21 protein-coding genes and 1 tRNA gene are annotated in these 19,000 nt (G+C 40.0%); 12 read left to right on the forward strand and 10 right to left on the reverse strand.

From position 1 onward, the window contains the following. Positions 1-6: 6 nt before the first annotated feature. The 8 genes from MZHIL_RS07445 to MZHIL_RS10360 form a co-directional block, all read right to left on the reverse strand. Positions 7-558 carry a V-type ATP synthase subunit E gene (locus MZHIL_RS07445; protein ID WP_013898758.1) on the reverse strand — a complete coding sequence of 184 codons (552 nt, stop codon included), beginning with the start codon at positions 556-558 and terminating at the stop codon, positions 7-9. 125 nt (positions 559-683) lie between these two features. Next, positions 684-917, reverse strand: coding sequence for a hypothetical protein (locus tag MZHIL_RS07450; RefSeq protein ID WP_013898759.1), 234 nt, complete (start codon positions 915-917; stop codon positions 684-686). 32 nt (positions 918-949) lie between these two features. Further along, entirely contained in the window at positions 950-2,881 is a 1,932-nt protein-coding gene (locus tag MZHIL_RS07455; protein ID WP_013898760.1) for a V-type ATP synthase subunit I, read from the reverse strand. Further along, positions 2,868-3,200 carry an ATP synthase archaeal subunit H gene (ahaH, locus tag MZHIL_RS07460; RefSeq protein WP_013898761.1) on the reverse strand — a complete coding sequence of 111 codons (333 nt, stop codon included), beginning with the start codon at positions 3,198-3,200 and terminating at the stop codon, positions 2,868-2,870. The genes MZHIL_RS07455 and ahaH overlap by 14 nt, the downstream gene beginning before the upstream one ends. A gap of 187 nt (positions 3,201-3,387) precedes the next feature. Further along, positions 3,388-4,584 carry a radical SAM protein gene (locus tag MZHIL_RS07465; RefSeq protein WP_013898762.1) on the reverse strand — a complete coding sequence of 399 codons (1,197 nt, stop codon included), beginning with the start codon at positions 4,582-4,584 and terminating at the stop codon, positions 3,388-3,390. A 46-nt stretch (positions 4,585-4,630) separates the two neighbouring features. Further along, a complete protein-coding gene (locus tag MZHIL_RS07470) occupies positions 4,631-5,503 on the reverse strand; it encodes a polyprenyl synthetase family protein (protein WP_013898763.1) in 873 nt (290 codons plus the stop codon). A 48-nt stretch (positions 5,504-5,551) separates the two neighbouring features. Further along, positions 5,552-5,926 (reverse strand): cytochrome c maturation protein CcmE domain-containing protein, encoded by a 375-nt coding sequence (locus tag MZHIL_RS07475; protein ID WP_013898764.1) that lies wholly within the window; start codon positions 5,924-5,926, stop codon positions 5,552-5,554. Beyond that, positions 5,927-6,061 (reverse strand): CcmD family protein, encoded by a 135-nt coding sequence (locus MZHIL_RS10360; protein WP_013898765.1) that lies wholly within the window; start codon positions 6,059-6,061, stop codon positions 5,927-5,929. It lies immediately after the preceding gene. Between the two features lie 222 nt (positions 6,062-6,283). Here MZHIL_RS10360 and ahbD point away from each other — a divergent pair, with 222 nt between their 5' ends. From ahbD to MZHIL_RS07530, 11 genes are all read left to right on the forward strand, one after another. After that, a complete protein-coding gene (ahbD, locus tag MZHIL_RS07480; protein WP_048815541.1) occupies positions 6,284-7,354 on the forward strand; it encodes a heme b synthase in 1,071 nt (356 codons plus the stop codon). A gap of 1 nt (position 7,355) precedes the next feature. Further along, positions 7,356-7,811: a siroheme decarboxylase subunit alpha gene (gene ahbA / locus MZHIL_RS07485; protein WP_013898767.1), complete on the forward strand. Its 456-nt coding sequence runs from the start codon at positions 7,356-7,358 to the stop codon at positions 7,809-7,811. Positions 7,812-7,815: 4 nt separating this feature from the next. Beyond that, a complete protein-coding gene (gene ahbB, locus MZHIL_RS07490; protein WP_013898768.1) occupies positions 7,816-8,274 on the forward strand; it encodes a siroheme decarboxylase subunit beta in 459 nt (152 codons plus the stop codon). 39 nt (positions 8,275-8,313) lie between these two features. Next, positions 8,314-8,997: a precorrin-2 dehydrogenase/sirohydrochlorin ferrochelatase family protein gene (locus MZHIL_RS07495; RefSeq protein WP_013898769.1), complete on the forward strand. Its 684-nt coding sequence runs from the start codon at positions 8,314-8,316 to the stop codon at positions 8,995-8,997. A gap of 53 nt (positions 8,998-9,050) precedes the next feature. Next, positions 9,051-10,304 carry a glutamyl-tRNA reductase gene (gene hemA / locus MZHIL_RS07500; RefSeq protein WP_013898770.1) on the forward strand — a complete coding sequence of 418 codons (1,254 nt, stop codon included), beginning with the start codon at positions 9,051-9,053 and terminating at the stop codon, positions 10,302-10,304. An 18-nt stretch (positions 10,305-10,322) separates the two neighbouring features. After that, the gene (gene hemB, locus MZHIL_RS07505; protein ID WP_013898771.1) at positions 10,323-11,297 is read left to right on the forward strand and encodes a porphobilinogen synthase; all 975 of its coding nucleotides are present in this window, start codon (positions 10,323-10,325) and stop codon (positions 11,295-11,297) included. A 106-nt stretch (positions 11,298-11,403) separates the two neighbouring features. Then, the gene (hemL, locus tag MZHIL_RS07510; RefSeq protein WP_013898772.1) at positions 11,404-12,681 is read left to right on the forward strand and encodes a glutamate-1-semialdehyde 2,1-aminomutase; all 1,278 of its coding nucleotides are present in this window, start codon (positions 11,404-11,406) and stop codon (positions 12,679-12,681) included. Beyond that, positions 12,681-13,625 (forward strand): hydroxymethylbilane synthase, encoded by a 945-nt coding sequence (gene hemC / locus MZHIL_RS07515; RefSeq protein ID WP_013898773.1) that lies wholly within the window; start codon positions 12,681-12,683, stop codon positions 13,623-13,625. Before hemL ends, hemC begins: the two co-directional genes overlap by 1 nt. Positions 13,626-13,640: 15 nt before the next feature. After that, positions 13,641-14,546 carry a dihydroorotate dehydrogenase gene (locus tag MZHIL_RS07520; protein WP_013898774.1) on the forward strand — a complete coding sequence of 302 codons (906 nt, stop codon included), beginning with the start codon at positions 13,641-13,643 and terminating at the stop codon, positions 14,544-14,546. Beyond that, entirely contained in the window at positions 14,546-15,325 is a 780-nt protein-coding gene (locus tag MZHIL_RS07525) for a dihydroorotate dehydrogenase electron transfer subunit (protein ID WP_013898775.1), read from the forward strand. The genes MZHIL_RS07520 and MZHIL_RS07525 overlap by 1 nt, the downstream gene beginning before the upstream one ends. Before the next feature lie 113 nt (positions 15,326-15,438). Beyond that, entirely contained in the window at positions 15,439-15,981 is a 543-nt protein-coding gene (locus MZHIL_RS07530; protein ID WP_013898776.1) for a M23 family metallopeptidase, read from the forward strand. Positions 15,982-16,005: 24 nt separating this feature from the next. Here MZHIL_RS07530 and MZHIL_RS07535 read toward each other — a convergent pair whose 3' ends face one another. Continuing rightward, complete coding sequence (locus MZHIL_RS07535) at positions 16,006-16,566, reverse strand: toll/interleukin-1 receptor domain-containing protein (protein ID WP_048815542.1); 561 nt, start codon at positions 16,564-16,566, stop codon at positions 16,006-16,008. Between the two features lie 447 nt (positions 16,567-17,013). Here MZHIL_RS07535 and MZHIL_RS07540 point away from each other — a divergent pair. Next, positions 17,014-17,088, forward strand: a tRNA-Glu gene (locus MZHIL_RS07540). A gap of 404 nt (positions 17,089-17,492) precedes the next feature. Here MZHIL_RS07540 and MZHIL_RS07545 read toward each other — a convergent pair. Then, complete coding sequence (locus tag MZHIL_RS07545) at positions 17,493-18,725, reverse strand: proteasome-activating nucleotidase (protein WP_013898778.1); 1,233 nt, start codon at positions 18,723-18,725, stop codon at positions 17,493-17,495. Between the last annotated feature and the right edge of the window lie 275 nt (positions 18,726-19,000).

Here is a 19,000-nt window from a genome sequence, read left to right on the forward strand (position 1 = left end):
TTAAACTCACCCAAACAAAATATCAGATATTTCTTTTAAAGAGCGTTCATTTACTTCTTTGAGGATAGACTCATATGTATAATCCAGACGCACTGTTCCATCTTCGTTCTCAATGATAACGCCTCCAATACAATCGATATTGCCGGCATATTCAAGAGAGGTCAATTTTTTAACAAGGGTTTCAGAATCCTTATTGGAATAAACTTTTGTACCGTTCTTTTCTTCCCCTTTTAATATTGTCTTTAAATATTCCTCATTTTTAGATGGAGGTAGCTGGGACAGAGAATTTAATGCCTTATCATATACTTCATCTGGCATCTCTTTCTTAACATTAAGAATGATGCGTTTTACATCCAGTTTTGCACTGGAAAGTTCCTGCTTGCGCAAATTCTCAATATCCTCTTCAACTTTTACGAGTCTATCTCCCCTAAGCTTTTTTGCAGTTTGTCTTGCTTCATCTAGTATTCTGGCTACTTCCCTATCTGCTTCTGAATTTATTCTGTTGACTTCTTTATTGGAAGCATCCATTATATCATTAATAACTGGTTCAAGACCCATCCTATCACATCCTAAATAAATTAAAGGGTATGATTACCCTTTAAAATCTCTCTCCGTCTCAGGAGATGATCAGTGCAGCAACCAGGCCAAAGATAACAATAGACAACGATGACCGGCTGGTGGTGTTATCCTACGATAATCAGTGCAACGACCAGACCAAAGATAACAATAGCTTCTGGTATAACAGTCAGAATCAGACCTTTACCAAACAGAGCTTCGTTCTCAATCATTGCGCCTACTGCTGCACTTCCGATTTCTCTCTGTGCAAGAGCAGTTGCGATTGCTGAAATTCCAACAGCCAGAGCTGCACCGATTGCTTTCCATCCTTCAGGGTTAGTCCATATGCTAGGTTCTACCATTGTTCAATTCCTCCTATTTTATGTAGTGGTTTTTATTTTAACATGTATCCAAACGGTTTATATTTTCTGCCCCCGCCTTCGTAGAATTTTGTGAAAAATTCCACGTACTGCAACCTGATTGCATGCAATCCAGGGGCAACTATACTCAGGACTGTATTTAATGCATGTCCTAATATTAATATGATTATTGCAAATATCGTCAACAGTCCAAATGTGTCAGGCATCACCATCTCAAATGATATCATGTTGATGGTTGATGCTATGTATATATGGGACAATCCCACTGCAGCAACACGCGTATATGAGAGCGTATTACTGAAGAACGAAGGGATTTCAACAGGTCCCTGTATGCCCTCGCCTTTAAACAGCATTGCAAGGCTGATGACCAGTACTATGATACCATATGTCATTGCAATGTATCCCAGGTATCCAAGAGCCAGCAGAAGGAAAGATATCTGAAGTACAAACCAGCTACCCTTCTCAAATACAGCTTCCATGAAACCGTGGTTTCTGTTTACTCTCATAAATCCAAGAAGATATCCCAGATTAATGTGCAGCAATCCAATAATTACAGACAGCACAAGGATGGTGTCCACGACATATTGCCTGTGCAATGGGTATGTAATCATTTCATTGCTTATTGGCGAGGTGAATAAATCCACTGTGACAAATCCCGGAATCAGTCCAGTCTTAAATGCACCATCTGCTGTATAATAGCCTGCTAATGGGAAACCAAAAATTTCCATATATAGCAGACCAAACATAAGCGAGAATATTTGACAGTATATAAGTACCATCATAACTGATTTTACAGACTGAACATTCACATATTTGTATATAGTATATGCAATAGCCAGCAACAGCAGGGAATAACCCATGTCACCGAGTATCATTCCGTAAAACAGTGGAAATGTGAAAAAGATAACAAGTGTAGGATCAAGCTCTTTATATTTTGGTCTTGAAAACAGGTCTACAACTACCTCAAAAGGTTTCACCAACCTGTGGTTATCGTATTCAGTTGGAGGTTCTTTTGGTGCACCAGATCCAAAGTCTTTTTCATCAAGCTTGGAAACGTGCACGTGCCCGCCGGTGGATTCCTCAAGGGATTGTTCAAGAAGATAATAGTCCTGTGAAGGAACCCATCCATCGATCACAAATGTATGCTCAGAAGTAGCAATTCGAAGAGGAGCCTCAAGTTTTTCGTTCTCTATTGAGAGCTTGTTCTCACTTGCCAGTATAAAATCAGAGTATTTTTCCTTAAGAGAAAATATTTCTTCATCTGTAGTTTCAATTTTGGTCCTCAGTTTTTCAATATCCCCATCGATCTGAGTAATAATTTTAGATGGAAGACCTTTAATTTCTGGAACTTTGAGTTCTTTGAATGAACGACTGGAAAGGAGTTTGGATATTTCTTCCTCGTACTCTTTTGGTACAAAAAGAGCTATTGTGGAAGTCCTGGAATCTATAAACAGTTCATATTTGTGAGTTATTTTTTCAACTTCCGGCTCTATATTTACTCCAATTGTTCCCACGTAGACCGATATATTCTCATAATCCCTGTACAGATCAAGGTCCAGCGGTATACCGGCAAGCGGGATAAGTTCTTTTCGGAGTGATTCAAGTTCCCGGATTTTAGCCTCAATGTCCTTTTTATGCTCGGTTTTCTCAGAAACTGCAGCATCAAGTTCTTCCAGTTTTTTATCAAATTCTTCCGGAATCTCACCAGGTGAAGAAGACCCTTTTTTTTCCAGATCCAGCAAACTTGATATTGATCTTAGTTTAACAAGTTTTCTTGATACCTCACTGGCCTTTTCAAAAGGCTTGCCTATATTGAACCCAGTTTCCTCTTCATTATAATCATCTATATGAAACAGATTAAGCTCGTGAAGTGAATCCACGGTTTGTTTCATGACACTTTTGTGCCCTACAATCAAAGCATGTGTCATTTGTTTAGGACTGAGCATATATCGACCTCTCGAATTCATTCAGGAGATATTCAACAGCTTTATCCATATTAGTGGAAGCTTTGCCTTTTAGTGAATCAGCCTCTTTTTTCCCTTCATCGATTATTTTTTCGCGTTCAGCCTTAATATCTTCCTGGGCCGATCTCAAAGAGCTGTCTGCAGATTTCTCTGCCTCGTCTTCGGCCTGCCTAAGAATTTCCCTGGCTTCAACACGTGCCCTGGATATTTTCTTATTTTTAGCTTCAACAGCATCTTCAACCATCTGTTTTGCTTTTTCTTCCGCTTCTTTAATTTCCGATAAGATTTCAGCTTTGGCCATATGAATCCTCATTGCGATTATGGTGATATAGTTAAGGTCAAAAGAACACTCCATTCCTAATGCTAACTCACATATAAGTTATTCGGTTTTGTTTCACAATCATGTAGCTCAGAAATATGAATTTCCATTTATAATTCTATTTTAACATCTCATTGACCCATCAAAGCAAAGCCGTGTCAGTATTGTGTTATTGACTATTTTCAGACCTGTCTATTCGATATGGGAGTTCAATTTCCGGAGACAATGTATGAATATAGTTCTTCCTGAATTCCGGATCTCTCATCATACAGTATTTGGCAGAGCACTTATACGCGCTATGACCACTCATACGCTTCCAGATGTACTTAAGTTTTTCTTCACGGATATTCCCAAATGAAATAGGAGTATATGCACACGGAAGAGCATCCCCTGCAGAAGTTACATGAAGCCATCTTCTGCCAGCAAAGCACCCAAACTGGTCAGGACCCATAAAGTAGGGAAACGCAGTGACCCTTGGACCCTCAGTAGTGGTATTCATTTCCTTCTGGAAAGATTCAAGCCGGGATATGTCTTTGCTATTTAGAACTTCATCTTCATGTTCCAGCCATCTGCCAACAGCTACGATTTCATATAGGGACATCTCATCCATCTGCATTTCTGCAGCCAATTCATAAAAGTCAGGAAGATGATCAATATTTTCCGGAGAAACCACCACAAACATATCTGTCAGAATCCCGGCATTCTGTGAATTTATTATACCTTCTATAGCATCCCTGTATGCACCTGTACGCCCACGTATACGATCATGTTCCTTTTCAAAAGGACTGTCCATGCTGATACGCATTGCATATAACCCTGCTCTCTTAAGCTCCATGGCTTTATCTTCAGTCAGTCCAAAGCCGGATGTAAAGCATGTAGCTATAGCTTTTTGTTTATCCACATTGTACACCATATCAGCCAGATCATTCCTCAGCATCGTTTCTCCGCCATCAAATGATATCAGGTAGGAGCCAAGATCTATTGACTGATCTACAGCATTATTGATCTCATCGAGTGTCAATTCTGGATCTGCTAGTATATCTGCTGCACCGCAATGTATACACCTGTTTGGACAGTTCATTGTTATCCCAATCGAAAATTGATCAGGTATACGTCTTTTCAGCAGAGGAGCAACCTGTGCAGCGATGACGCGTTTAAATATTTCACCAGGTATCGGAGGAAGCCATGTAGAAAAAATAATCTGATCCTCGTCAGTATGGACAGGTTTTTCCTCCCTGAATGTCCTGTTGATTCGTTTTATTACTGGCTTTGCCAGAGTAGAAAGTGTGCCTTCCGCATCAAGCTTTACTCTTCCGTCATCTGTACTCGCATTTATTTTAAGAAGCGGGCTATCGTATACACGCATGAATTCACCTATATGTTTTTAGCAAATGAGTTTATAATACAAATTATTATTTCTGAAGGATATCCGGAGTAAGCATGTCCAGTGTAATGTAATCCGTGATCTCCAGCAGTTTATCTGTAACCTGAGATGATTTAAAATATGCAATTTCAGATCTTGCAGAGCTGACATATTCTTCCACCAGTCCTACAGACCGGGATATAGCTCTTTCAGGAGACATTCTTCTTTGATAAATGGATGGAAGAGATAAGGATATATTTTCGGACTCTTTACTCTGTATTATTTGTACATATTCCAGAATATCATCCACCATCTGGTAAGCAGTACCCACATTATATCCAAAGCTCCTGCATACCTCTGCAGTCTTTTCATCAGCTCCCCCCACGTAGGCCCCTATAGAAGCACTTGCAGCAAAAAGAGAAGCGGTCTTTTTACGGATACATTCCATATACTCATCCATACCAAAATCTTCATTGATGCTCATGATATCCATGATCTCCCCCTCAGACATGTGCATTCCTGCACGTCCAAAATCTCTTACAGATCTTCGATCATATGAAGAAATAAGTTCAATTGCTTTGGATATTAAAAAATCCCCGCAAAGTATTGCTGAAGAATAACCAAACATCCTGTGTGTAGAGGGCATACCTCTTCGCAGGATACCCTCATCCAGAACATCATCCTGTATCAGAGACGCAGAATGTATTAGCTCAATTGCAAGTGACGCATCTATACTATCCTCAAATCTACCGCCACATAGCTGAGTGGATAGCATAAGTATAATAGGTCGGACCATCTTTCCGCCTGATGCGCACACATGCAACACCATTTCTTTCATCTGGGCGGATACATCCAGAGAATGGATTAGATCATCCATTGCATTCTTTATTGCGATGTGTTCATCCCATTGCTCAATATTCATTAAGCACCTTCATCATTTTAATCTAAATAAATGTTGCTGGTATTCATATTATGTCGTATATCGGGAAGGACACCCAATTATGATCTTGCTTGCTTCAACATGACCATGATCCACAATAATGCCACTGATACTGATATCCTGACCTTCTACCAGATTTGCAGGGACATCTCCAGTGTATTCAACCTGAATCTCTTCAGAACCCCCTTCATTATCCTGCAAAATAAATGTTATTGTTTCTGTGCTGATATTTAAGCTACCTGTCTTTATCGACCCCATAACATTTACCGATTCACCGGGATTATGATCTGAAGAAACAACTTCAGATACAGACTGGTAGCCAGCTGAAAAATCCACGCCCCAAAGGCCAACAACAGCAACTCCAATAACAAATACTATCGAAATTAAGATATTTTTACTGTTCATTTATATCTGCTCTCTCTTCAGCTCTTTCAATCTCATGAGTTCTTTACTAAGACCTCTCCTGATCTGAATCAGATATAAGGTGTAAAGTAAGATGAACAATCCTGTAATTCCAAATGCAAGATACAGAGAATTCATTTACTTTCACCTGTTGAATTTATTCCATTCTTTGTATGCATTGTAAACATACTATATACCTACTATAACATTACTGGAACAGGTCATTTTTACCTATAGCTATACATCATTTTGAACATAATTGTTTAATATAATTAGTCTCTAGTATATCCACATCTTATTTAAGTAAATTGAGCAACATTTTTATTGTGCGGATAAAATATAAATAAAATCCATTATTAGATGATTTTTATGGTACAACCACCAAAACTTATTGCATGGGAATTTACAGCAAGATGCAATCTTTCATGTGTTCACTGCCGGGGTGCATCCACTGCTTCAGAGGTACCAGGTGAGCTTACAACAGAGCAATCCCGGGAATTTGTGGATGGAATAGCTGCCTTTGGCAGCCCCATACTTATACTCAGTGGGGGAGAACCCCTTGTAAGAGATGATGTATACGAGATTGCAAGTTATGCAACTGATAAAGGACTGAGGGTCGTGCTGGCAACAAACGGCACCCTGCTGGATGAACAGATAGTTAGCCGCCTTATAGACTCAGGGATCCAGAGGATCAGTGTTAGTATAGATGGCGCAACTGCCGATTCACATGATAAATTCAGAGGGCAGGAAGGTTCGTTTAAAAAAGCGATAGAAGGTATTGATATTATCAAAAGGTCAGGTCTGGAATTTCAGATAAATACCACGATCACAAAAAGAAATATCAGTGAAATACCATTTATCTTCGATTTCGCTACAGATATTGGTGCAGCAGCACTTCATATATTTCTCCTTGTACCTACAGGCAGAGGAAAAGAGATCGAGAACGAAGAGATTCCGGCTGATGAATACGAACGCATCCTTAACTGGTTCTATGATAAAGAGAAAACTTCAACGATACAGTTGAAAGCTACATGTGCCCCACACTATTTCAGAATAATGAAACAGCGCCAGAAAAGTGAGGACCTGGATCAGGTCAAAAGTCGAAAAGAAAAGCATCATGGATATGCAGCTATGACAAGGGGTTGTCTTGGAGGTACAGGATTTTGCTTTGTATCCAGTACCGGCGGCGTTTATACCTGTGGATATCTTCCTGAAATGGCTGGATCTATCAAAGAAAAAAGTTTTCAGGATATCTGGGAAAATTCAAAAATATTCAATGATCTTCGAGATCCGGATAACTTAAAAGGTAAGTGTGGGAGATGTGAATACAGATACATATGTAGTGGGTGCAGAGCGCGAGCATATGCTGCAACTGGAGATTATCTTGCAGAAGAGCCTTACTGTATATATGTGCCTGGAGGAAAGGAATAAAATGATCCCACTGGATGAAACTGATAAAGATATCCTGAATGCGATCCAGTTTGGTTTCCCCATGGATGTGAAGCCATTTGAAAAATTGGGAGAGCGGTTGGAAATTAAAGAAGAAGAGGTACTGAGGCGGATCAGAAGGCTGAATAAGGCCGGCGCGATCCGGCGTATCGGACCAATCATCAACACAAAGCAACTGGGCGGGGTAAGTACACTGGCTGCGGTCAGTGTGCCTGAAGCAAATATCGATAAAGCTGCAGAATATATAAACCAGTATCCTGAGGTATCACACAATTATCTTCGTCCGGACAAATACAATATATGGTTCACTGTATCTGCAGATGATGAAAACAGGCTTAATGAGATACTCGAAGATATTGAAAAAGAGACAGATTGTCCACTCATAAACCTTCCTACAGTACGATTGTTTAAAATTGGAGTAATGTTTAACATCAGGTGACTACATGAAAGATATATATATCCAGCTTCTCAGAATTACCCAGGATGGAATTCCATTTACTTCCAGACCCTTCAAAGATGCTGCAGCAGAACTGAACATCAGTGAAGAAGAAGTCGTTGATCTGATAAAGAAGATGCAGAGTGAAGGAATAATCCGAAGATTTGGAGCTTCAATAGGCCACCGTGTATTAGGAATAACTGCAAACGCAATGTGTACATGGAACGTGCCTGATGAAAGAGTGGAAGAGGTTGGCAAAATAATGGCTGGATTCAATGAGGTCACACACTGTTATGAGAGACCAAGATATCCTGATTGGCCCTACAATCTGTTTACAATGGTCCATTCCTATACAAAAGAGGACTGCATCAGGACAGCTGAAGATATATCAAAGGCAACAGGTATAGAAGATTACAAGCTTCTGTTCAGCGAAAAGGAATTCAAAAAGACCGGAATCCGGATTTAAAAACTATTCATACCCATTAAACTTGCGGGATTTAATTATATGAAAAATGAAAGAAAATTCGTTCCACTTATGATCGATCTAAGTAACAGGAACATTATAATCTTTGGCGGAGGAAAAGTAGGTGAGCGCAAAGCAGTCCTGTTTTCAGAATGTTCCAGAACCACAGTCATCAGTTCAGATTTTACAGATGTTTTGACTGAAATGGGTAAAAGGAACAAAGTAAATCTTATTGAGATGGAACTCAGCTACCTGCAGGATACAGAAATTAAAAAGTTGCTATCCTCTGCTTTTCTTGTAATTACTGCAACGAGTGACCATAAACTGAATTTGAGAATTGCAAATATTGCAAAGGGATTGGACATCCTTGTAAATGAAGTTGATGATGCAGGTGATGTTGTAGTACCATCGGTTATAAAACATGGAGAACTCATTATCGGAATATCCACATCTGGATCAAGTCCTGCAGTTTCAAAATATACCCGCCACCAAATCGAAAAACTGATAACCCCTGAATATGCTGATATGATCAGAATTCAACAAAGCATAAGAGAGTATCTAAAACAAAATGTTCCAGAGCAGATGAAAAGAAAGGATATTTTATGGCAGATACTTGAAAGCAGAGACATATGGACGCAGTTATCCGATTCCTATGAAAAAGCATATGATCAGGCCCTTAAAATAGCTGAGGATCATATTTCATCAGGAAAACATATCAATGAATAAGAAAAAAGCACGGAAATATAAATGAAACATTTTATCCCATCTGGAGGACTCCTGTGACAGAAATTGCAAGTATGGTCATAACACATGCAAAAGCCTGTGTGGAAGAAATGGAATGTGCATTGCATGATCATGACCTGGAGGATATACTGAAACATCTTCATTCACAGGAGCACATTGAAGAATGTGTCGTACTTAAAACATGCAACCGTGTTGAAATATATGTAGTATCTTCAGAGGGGATCAATGTTCTTGCACAGTTTGCAGAAGAGATGGGAATTCCCTCCAGGATTGTTGAATTTCATGAGCATGACGATTCACTTGATCATTTACTCAGGCTGGCATGTGGTCTGGAGTCAATGATCGTAGGAGAAGATCAGATACTTGGACAGATTAAGGAACTGTACCTGACTGCCAAAAAGGCTGGAGCTACGGGTCAAATCCTGGATACAGCATTCAGAAAAGCCACACAGGTTGGCAAAAGAGTACGAAATGAAACAAATATCAATAAAGGAGCCGTATCTATTGGATCCGCAGCAGTTGACCTTGCTGAAGAGATAATAGGTAATCTGAGGGGAAAAAGAATACTGGTTATTGGTGCCGGTGAAATGGGGACACTTGTAGCAAGGGCACTTACAAACAGGGAAATTGATGTAATATATATTGCCAACCGTACCTTCAAAAGGGCGCAGATCCTTGCAAGTGAGCTGGGTGGTATGGCAGTCCCTTATGATTACGTAAGAGATTGCATCAAATCTGCAGATGTTGTAATAAGTGCAACTGCGGCACCCCATTATGTTCTTACGAAAAATATCGTTGAGCAGGCCATGAAAGAGAGAGAACAGCCACTTCTTCTTATTGACATTGCAAATCCACGTGACATTGAAGATGATGTTGGAGATATCCCTAATGTAAATCTTCACAACATTGACAGTTTGCGGGTGATTAATGAAAAGAACATTCGCATGAGAATGGAAGAAGCAAAAAAGGCGGAAATTCTTATCAAACAGGAACGTGAACTGCTGGATATCCAGTACAAGCGCCAGAAAGCAGATGGAATTATTTCAAAATTGTATTCAGAACTGTACAGTGTTCGCGAAAATGAGAAGACACGTGCAATAAATCGTTTATCTGCATATCATACAATCGGTGAGATCGAGACAAGTGTAATTGATGATCTGACCCATGCCCTTGTAAATAAAATACTTGCAGAACCTACAAAGGTGTTGAGAGCAGCTGCCGAAAATGGTGACGATGAACTACTGGAATCGGTCTGTCGACTCTTTGATGTTGATACAGAAAATAAGTAGAAAGGATTGCTGATAATAATGTTTCCACAGGTCAGAATGAGAAGGCTTAGAAGTGCAAATATACAGAGAATGGTTTGTGAGACTACATTAAGTACGGATGATATAATTTATCCTATGTTTATTGATGAAAACATATCCACACCACAGAAGATACCATCAATGCCTGGTATTTATAGACTCCCGCCAAGCCAAGCTGCCAGTGATGCAAAGGAAGCTTCAGATCTTGGAATACCCGCAGTCATTCTTTTCGGGATACCTGAAAAAAAAGATGAAAAGGGATCATCTGCATGTGGAGATGATGATGTGGTCCAGAAAGCTGCCAGGGAGATCAAAAATGAACTGGGAAAGGATATGGCCATAATTACCGATGTTTGCCTTTGCGAATATACCACCCACGGACACTGCGGGGTTGTTAATTATGAATCCGAGGAGGTCCTGAACGATCCGACACTTGATATTCTGGGACAGGTTGCAGTCAGTCATGCAAAAGCAGGAGCTGACATGGTTGCACCTTCTGGTATGATGGACGGGATGATCAAAGCTATCAGATCCTCCCTTGACAGCAACAATTATTCGAATATACCCATAATGTCATATGCTGCAAAATATTCATCTACCTTTTACGGACCATTCCGGGACGCAGCTGATTCAGGATACTCCTTTGGGGACAGGTCAGGTTACCAGATGAATCCTGCAAATTCAAATGAGGCACTGAGGGAAGTTGAGCTGGATATAAAAGAAGGGGCGGATATTGTTATGGTAAAGCCGGCCCTCCCATATCTTGATATCCTTTACCGGATAAAGGACACTTTTAAAATACCAACCGCTGCCTACAATGTGAGTGGAGAGTATTCAATGCTCAAAGCTGCTGCACAGAACGGGTGGCTGGACGAAAGATCAGTTATGTATGAATCCCTTCTATCGATCAAAAGGGCAGGAGCTGATATGATCATTACCTACTTTGCAAAGGATATTGCACGTTTACTTAAATAAATTTCAATGGTCATCATATCAATTATAAATTAAGATATAACCATCTAATAGATGTAGCGGACAAATATAAGAGTTAGAACTAGATAACCATTCAAGGTGTTTTTTTATGAATCTGAAAAAATCCGAAGAACTATACCAGAAAGCAAAAGATGTACTTCCAGGCGGAGTAAGCAGTCCAGTAAGGGCAATAAAACCGTATCCGTTCTATACAGATTCTGCATACGGTTCTAAAATAAAGGACATTGACGGGAATGAATATATTGATTACTGCATGGGATACGGACCAAACATCTTCGGTCATTCCAATCCCATTATTCGAAAAGCAATTGTTGATCAACTTAACAAAGGATGGCTGTTTGGCACTCCAATAGAGAACGAATTCAAACTTGCTGATAAGATCACCGATTACTATCCTTCCATTGACATGCTCAGGTTTGTATCCACAGGTACTGAAGCAACGATGAGCGCACTGAGAACTGCCCGTGGATTTACAGGTAAAAATAAATTTATCAAAATAGAAGGTGGGTTCCATGGAGCCCATGATTCAGTTCTGGTAAAAGCAGGATCTGGTGCAACTACTCTTGGGAAACCTGATTCTCTGGGAGTACCGGAGAAATCAACAGCACATACTCTCCAGGTTCCTTTCAATGATATAGAATCCATGACAGAAATTGTTGAGAGTCATAAAGATGATCTGGCTGCGGTTATAATGGAGCCTGTGATGGGAAACATTGGGCCGATACTTCCACATAAAGGATATCTATCTGAGGTACGAAAGCTCACTCAGGAAAATGACATCGTGCTGATATTCGATGAAGTGATCACAGGATTCAGGCTGTCCATGGGCGGTGCACAGGAATATTATGGTATCACCCCGGATATGACAACACTTGGAAAAGTGATAGGCGGAGGTTTGCCAATTGGTGTCTTTGGTGGAAAAAGAGAAATAATGGAGATGGTTTCACCATCCGGAGATATATATCAGGCCGGAACGTTTAGCGGAAGTCCTTCAGTAATGGCAGCAGGACTTGCGGTTATTGAACAGCTGGAAAAGGAGAACATACACAAAAAACTCAATTCCAGAGGTGATGAACTGCGCAGCGGCCTGAGAGACATTGTAGATGATACTGGACTTGACTATAGTGTCAGTGGAATTGCATCAATGTTCAAAATATTCTTTGGAGACTCTCCGGCAAATTATCAGGATTCACTTAAATGTGATAAATCTGAATATGTGCAATTTTTCAGAAGAATGCTTGAAAATGGAATATTCCTTCCACCATCACAGTTTGAAACAAACTTCCTTTCTACTGCACACACTGACTCAGATATTGAAAAAACTATCAGGGCATACGAGTCAAATCTTAAAGGGAGTTTAGAATAATGATAATCGGAACTCGTGGGAGTTCACTGGCACTTGCCCAGGCAAATATCGTAGCCGGCATACTTGAGAAACGCGGTGTGATTACCAGCCGGCAGATCATAAAAACCACAGGCGATTCATTTACTGATCGTCCACTGCACGAGCTTAATGGTGTGGGTGCTTTTGTAAGAGAACTCGATGAAAGGATCATTTCAGGAGAGATCCAGATAGCTGTGCATTCAATGAAAGATCTCCCAACAAAGCGACCTGAAGAGCTTTCAACATCAGCAGTGCTTATGAGGGATTCTCCCCATGATATTTTAATAACATCTGACGGATCAAAGCTTGATGATCTACCCCAGGGAGCTATCATAGGCACAACATCCATGAGAAGAAGAGCACAGATACTAAGATACCGACCTGACCTGAACATCCAGGACCTTAGAGGTAACATTGATACCCGGCTCAAAAAGCTCCAGGCAGGACACTATGATGCAATTATGCTTGCAGAGGCAGGGCTGCAGCGTATGAAATGGGATATTGATATTGACTTTGAAAGACTCAATCCTGATGATTTCTGTCCTTCAGCAAACCAGGGAACCATTGCTGTTGTAACACTAAAAGGATCAGAGGCTGATACTCTTGTATCAATGATTGATCATGCTCCCTCCAGGATAGAAACCCAGGTCGAGAGAATAATTACAAATGAGGTTGAAGGTGGATGTGTTGCACCTGTTGGAGCATTTGCAAAAATAAGTGGCAGTGGAAATGAGATCTTTGCGCGTGCAGAAGTTCTGTCCCTTGACGGATCTGAATATATCAGGGTTGAAAATGAGATACCTAGAGATAATTACAGGGAACATGCCCTTGAACTGGGGCGTGAACTTGTAGGGAAGGGAGCAAAGGAACTTGTAGCAGAGGCTGTATGTCAGCTATCATCTGTTCGTGGCCAGCAATTAAAGTGATAAAGTAGTGTCGATATGATCACGATAACAGGTATTAAAATGGATAACCCTACCATTCTGGCAGCAGGCGTAATGGGGACCACCGGTTCTTCAATGGTGAGAATTGCAGAAAATAGTGCTGGTGCTTTGGTGACAAAGTCCGTGGGGCTATATCCAAAAGAGGGACATCCAAATCCAACTATGATTGAACTGGAATCCGGAGGGTTCCTGAACGCTATGGGCCTCCCTAATCCCTCATATAAAAATTTTATCAGTGAGATAAAAAAAGTTCACAATAGAACAGAAACACCTGTTATTGCCAGTATCTTTGCAGGTACACCTGAAGATTTTGTTGATGTTGCGATGGGTCTGGAGCCTGCAAAACCTTCTGCCTTCGAACTCAATGTCAGTTGCCCTCATGCTGAAGGATATGGCTCACTTATTGGGTGTGATCCACTTGCTGTTGAAAGGGTAACAGAAGCTGTATGTGACGCAGTGAACATACCTGTGTGGGTCAAGCTTACACCTAACGTAACAGATATTGTGTCAATCGGAAAAGCTGCAGAAAATGCCGGAGCAGATGCTGTTGTGGCAATCAATACTGTAAAGGGGATGGCAATTGATATTAATTCAGGATATCCAATACTTGGAAATCGATTTGGAGGGTTATCAGGGCAACCGATCAAACCAATTGCAGTTAAGTGTGTATATGACCTCTACTCATCCCTTGAAATTCCAGTGATCGGTGCAGGCGGCATTTCTTGCTGGCAGGATGCTGTTGAAATTATGATGGCAGGTGCATGTGGTGTCCAGATAGGATCTGCAGTTTTTGACAGAATTGATGTTTTTAACTGCATTGCCAGTGGAATTGACCAGTTTATGGAAGATAATAGTTATTCGAAAATCGAAGATATAATCGGAATTGCCCATGAGATGAAATAATGCAACCAATCAATGCTCATATTATCGATATAAAAGATGAGACACCATCGATCAGAACTCTGTTCTTTGATGTAGCACTGGATAATGCACTTCCCGGTCAGTTTGTGATGGTATGGATAAGAGGAGTGGATGAAATACCAATGGCACTTTCCTACACAAATGCCATTACAGTCCAGAAAGTTGGAGATGCAACATCCCAACTGTTTGAGCTTGAGGTCGGTGATTCTGTAGGAATACGGGGACCTTTTGGAAATGGCTTCTCAATCCCAAAAAAAAGAAACCGGATATTGATAATAGCAGGAGGTGTAGGAGCTGCACCCCTTGCCCCACTTGCAGAATTCGCTTCTAAAGGAGGTGCAGAGGTCACAACTATACTTGGGGCTCGCACCTGTTCTGAATTGCTTTTTGAAAAAAGATTCTCTGCTGAAGGGGATATACATATAACAACTGACGATGGTTCAGCCCATAGGTGTGGGTTTGTTACTGATGTGCTTGAAGAATTAAATACCGGCTGCTTTGACATGATATATACCTGCGGACCGGAAATAATGATGTCCTGTATATTTGATCTTCTGGAATCAAAGGGGTGCCTGGAAAATGCAGAGTTCAGTATGCATCGATACTTTAAATGTGCAATTGGAGTATGTGGTGCCTGCTGTATGGATGATCAGGGATGGAGAGTGTGCAGAGATGGGCCTGTTTTTGGAGGAATGCAGCTTATAGGTTCTGAACTGGGCAAATATAAGAGAGATAGCTGCGGAAGAATAGTCAAATTGTGACAGTACCATTATCATCAAACTGTTTTGACCCTTTTGATCAAATACTGTATCTTTAATTTATTTTGAATTTAGCTGGAAAAATTTATTATAGATATGGCCACTAACCAGAAACAATGAAGAAGTGGCCACTGAAATATCAATCAGCCAAAATTCCAAAAAATGGGGAACCGGGTTCCTTCTGGGAAGACAGAGGAGACAGGCACCATTGTGGTGTGGATCTCTATGCACCTGAGAGTTCAGAGGTTGTTTCAATCGAGGATGGAGAGGTAGTAGAGGTGGAAGAAATGACCTCTCCTGAAATAGTACCACACTGGAACACTACCTTTCATATTATTGTCAGAAACGATTCCGGAATGTTCTGCAAGTATGGTGAAGTTTCAGAAAATCTTGTGAATAAGGGGGATATTATCATATCCGGACAGTTAATCGGATATGTGGGAAAGGTTCTCAATCAAGAAAAGATTGATCACTCTTCTCCTGCCTATATCCAGAATCTGAAAGCCCGGCATCCAAGCATGCTTCATCTGGAACTATGGAAAAACAATCCCATAACAGTACACAGACAATATCTTGGAGGTAACTGGTTTGCAGAAGAAAAACCAGAAAATCTGGTAGATCCTACAGAATACCTTAGATCCATTCAGGATAAGATGTGAGGAAGTGTCCTGCCTTCATTCACATCAGGACATGGGTCTGAAGGTTCTGGGATCCAGGGCAATAGATCTTTCACAGTAACTGCACATGGTTTCCAGATCGTTCCCCGCCATAAGTGCCTTATCGATTTCCTCCTGAGGAGTGATATACTGGGTCATTTCCTCTCCACAATATGGACATCTTATTTTCAGCCAATCCAGTCTGGTCAGATTCCTTATATTCTGTACCACCATTCCCAGAGCATCTTCATATGTATTTTTTGTAAATGTAACTGGCTGGAGATGGCTTATCAGAACAGGCAGTTCCTCACCTTTCTCAAGCAAAGGTATTATTAGCTGACCACTGGCAACTGCCAGACCTATCTCCTGATTTGCGCAGGGAGATACACTCCCTTCACCAGTAATTATGGCAATTGCACAATCAGCATGCCTGATTCCATAATGTATTCTTTCAGCCATGGAGATGGAAGGAGCTTTTTTGAGGAGGGGAGAAAAGCTCTCCAGGTTAACAGCCCAGAGTACATGGAAAAGTTCCTTTGCAAGATTTTCATCTTTTTGAGAATGGATAATATAAACTCTATCGATCATGAGCATCAGTACTAAGTGTAATTGTCATAATTAATATTCATTTTTTTCATTGAAGTATTTTCCCTGTTGAATAGTAGTGTACCCCGTGTAAAGTAGTGTGGCTTTTGTCAAATGGTAGATACCTCTAAATATTAAATATCAGTTGAATAATCAGGCGGATTTAGGCTAAATATAATCAACATGTATTGAATGCTGCTTAACAGCAATGGAATGAAATAACTTGTAGCTATGTTCACATAAGTACCTCCTTGCACAAAATATTGAATCTGGCTCGATTTAAATTCAAAGACAATATTAAACTAATATTCATTCCATTGCTTTCATATAATCATCTTTTCACAATGACAGTAATTTGAACAAATGAATACACAAATATTTCCCGTATAAAACGAAAAGTTAATATTATTTAAGTTACTTCAGATAGCTACCACAAGAGATAACAACAATGCTCCGATAGTGTAGCACGGCCAATCATGTAGGACTCTCACTCCTGCGACTGGGGTTCAAATCCCCATCGGAGCACTTTTCTTTTCTTATTTCAATCTCAATCGAGCTATTAAACACTATTTTTAATATTATATATTTTACAATATAATTAATTCAAACAATAAAGCATTATATGAGCATACCATATCACTAATATGGTTATTTTCAGGAAGATTATTGTAGTTCATCCTGCAGAAAAAATGATTGTGAACATTATTACTCTATGAAATTCAAACTTGATGCAGATCTAAAAGAAATATAGCTATTTACAATCATAACAACGATGCCACGATAAATTTAGAAAATGTAAATAGTAAAGTCATTTAGCCATGTATCCCTGTTTTGTTTACAGAATGTGAACATGGGATGTCATAAAAAATATAAAGATTGGGTCCTCTTTTAAAGGACCGGATCAACCTTCATTTCACTAAAAAGCAAGGTCATGCAAACATGCCCTGAACTACACTTAATTCTTCTTCAGACTTCATTTTATCAACAGCCTTCAGGAAATCATCCATTGTGACTTCCTCACCTCTTTTCCTGAGTACAAACATACCTGCTTCCTTGACAACAACTTTCAGGTCAGCTCCACTGAATCCATCAGTAAGCTTCGCCAGACGATCAAAATCAACATCATCTCCAAGACTCATATGTCTTGTGTGTATTTTCAGTATATCTGATCGGCCAGATTCGTCTGGAAGAGGAACTTCTATGATACGGTCAAATCTGCCTGGGCGAAGTAATGCCGGGTCCAGCAGATCAATCCTGTTTGTGGCTGCAATTATTTTTACGTCTCCGGTTGGATCAAACCCGTCCATTTCAGCTAGAAGCTGTAGCATAGTACGGTTGACTTCCGCAGAGCCTGTTGTTCCATCATGTGTGCGCATTCCACCAACAGCATCGATTTCATCAATGAAGAGTATTGAAGGAGATTTATCACGGGCCATCTGGAACACATCCCTTACAAGCCGGGCGCCTTCACCTACAAACTTCTGTACCAGGTCTGATCCAGACATTCTTATGAAAGTAGCATTTGCCTGAGAAGCTATTGCTTTTGCGATCAGTGTTTTACCAGTTCCGGGTGCACCATAGAGGAGGACACCTGTTGGAGGTTCTATCCCTATCTTCTTGAACAGGTCAGGATCTGTCAGTGGAAGTTCTACAGATTCAATTACCTCCAGGAGAATATCGCCAACTCCTCCGATCATATCATAATTTACACCAGGAGATGTTATAACCTCCATTATCTGGGCTCTGACATCTGTTGCCCTGTTGATAATAGACACTATTGAATAAGCAGCATTCACACAGACTCTGGTCCCAGGGCGAATATCATCTGCAAAATCCTCAGGCAATCTTGTCATGACTTCCTGATTGTTCCCATGCTGGCGTATAAGAACCAGGTCATCTTCAATTTCAACAACTGTTGCAATAAAAAGCGGAGGGGATGTGAGTTTATCCAGTTGTTCTTTTAGTGCATTTACTTCCTGAAGATATGAGTTTGCCCTCATATTAGCATCCAGAAGTTTTGCCTTCATAGATTCGTTCTGGACTTTAAGAGATTCTATTTCATTTTCCAATATTTTTATGTTCTTTGTGCATGGACTATCTTCATTTTCATTTTCAATGTTTGAAGATGAGTCAACTGGTGATTCTGAACTTGCATCGGACATAATTGCACCCTATAATCAGCATCAAATATAAATCCAACTGGTGATAACAGCAAAAATACTTATTTTTCCGGATTTTTTTAATGTGAAAAGTCTACTCTATCAGTAGAAAATAGTAGATTAAATGTAAATAAATAAGCTATATTAGCATTTTAATTATTTAAAAACAGGTTTAAAACAATTATTTTATTATTAAGACAACCCCTTTATTTCCACTGGAACAATAAATTAATCAGAAGTTAAGATGTATATACATACTTATTTTACATATTTGCCTA

The sequence above is a fragment of the Methanosalsum zhilinae DSM 4017 genome, assembly GCF_000217995.1.
Classification (GTDB): domain Archaea; phylum Halobacteriota; class Methanosarcinia; order Methanosarcinales; family Methanosarcinaceae; genus Methanosalsum; species Methanosalsum zhilinae.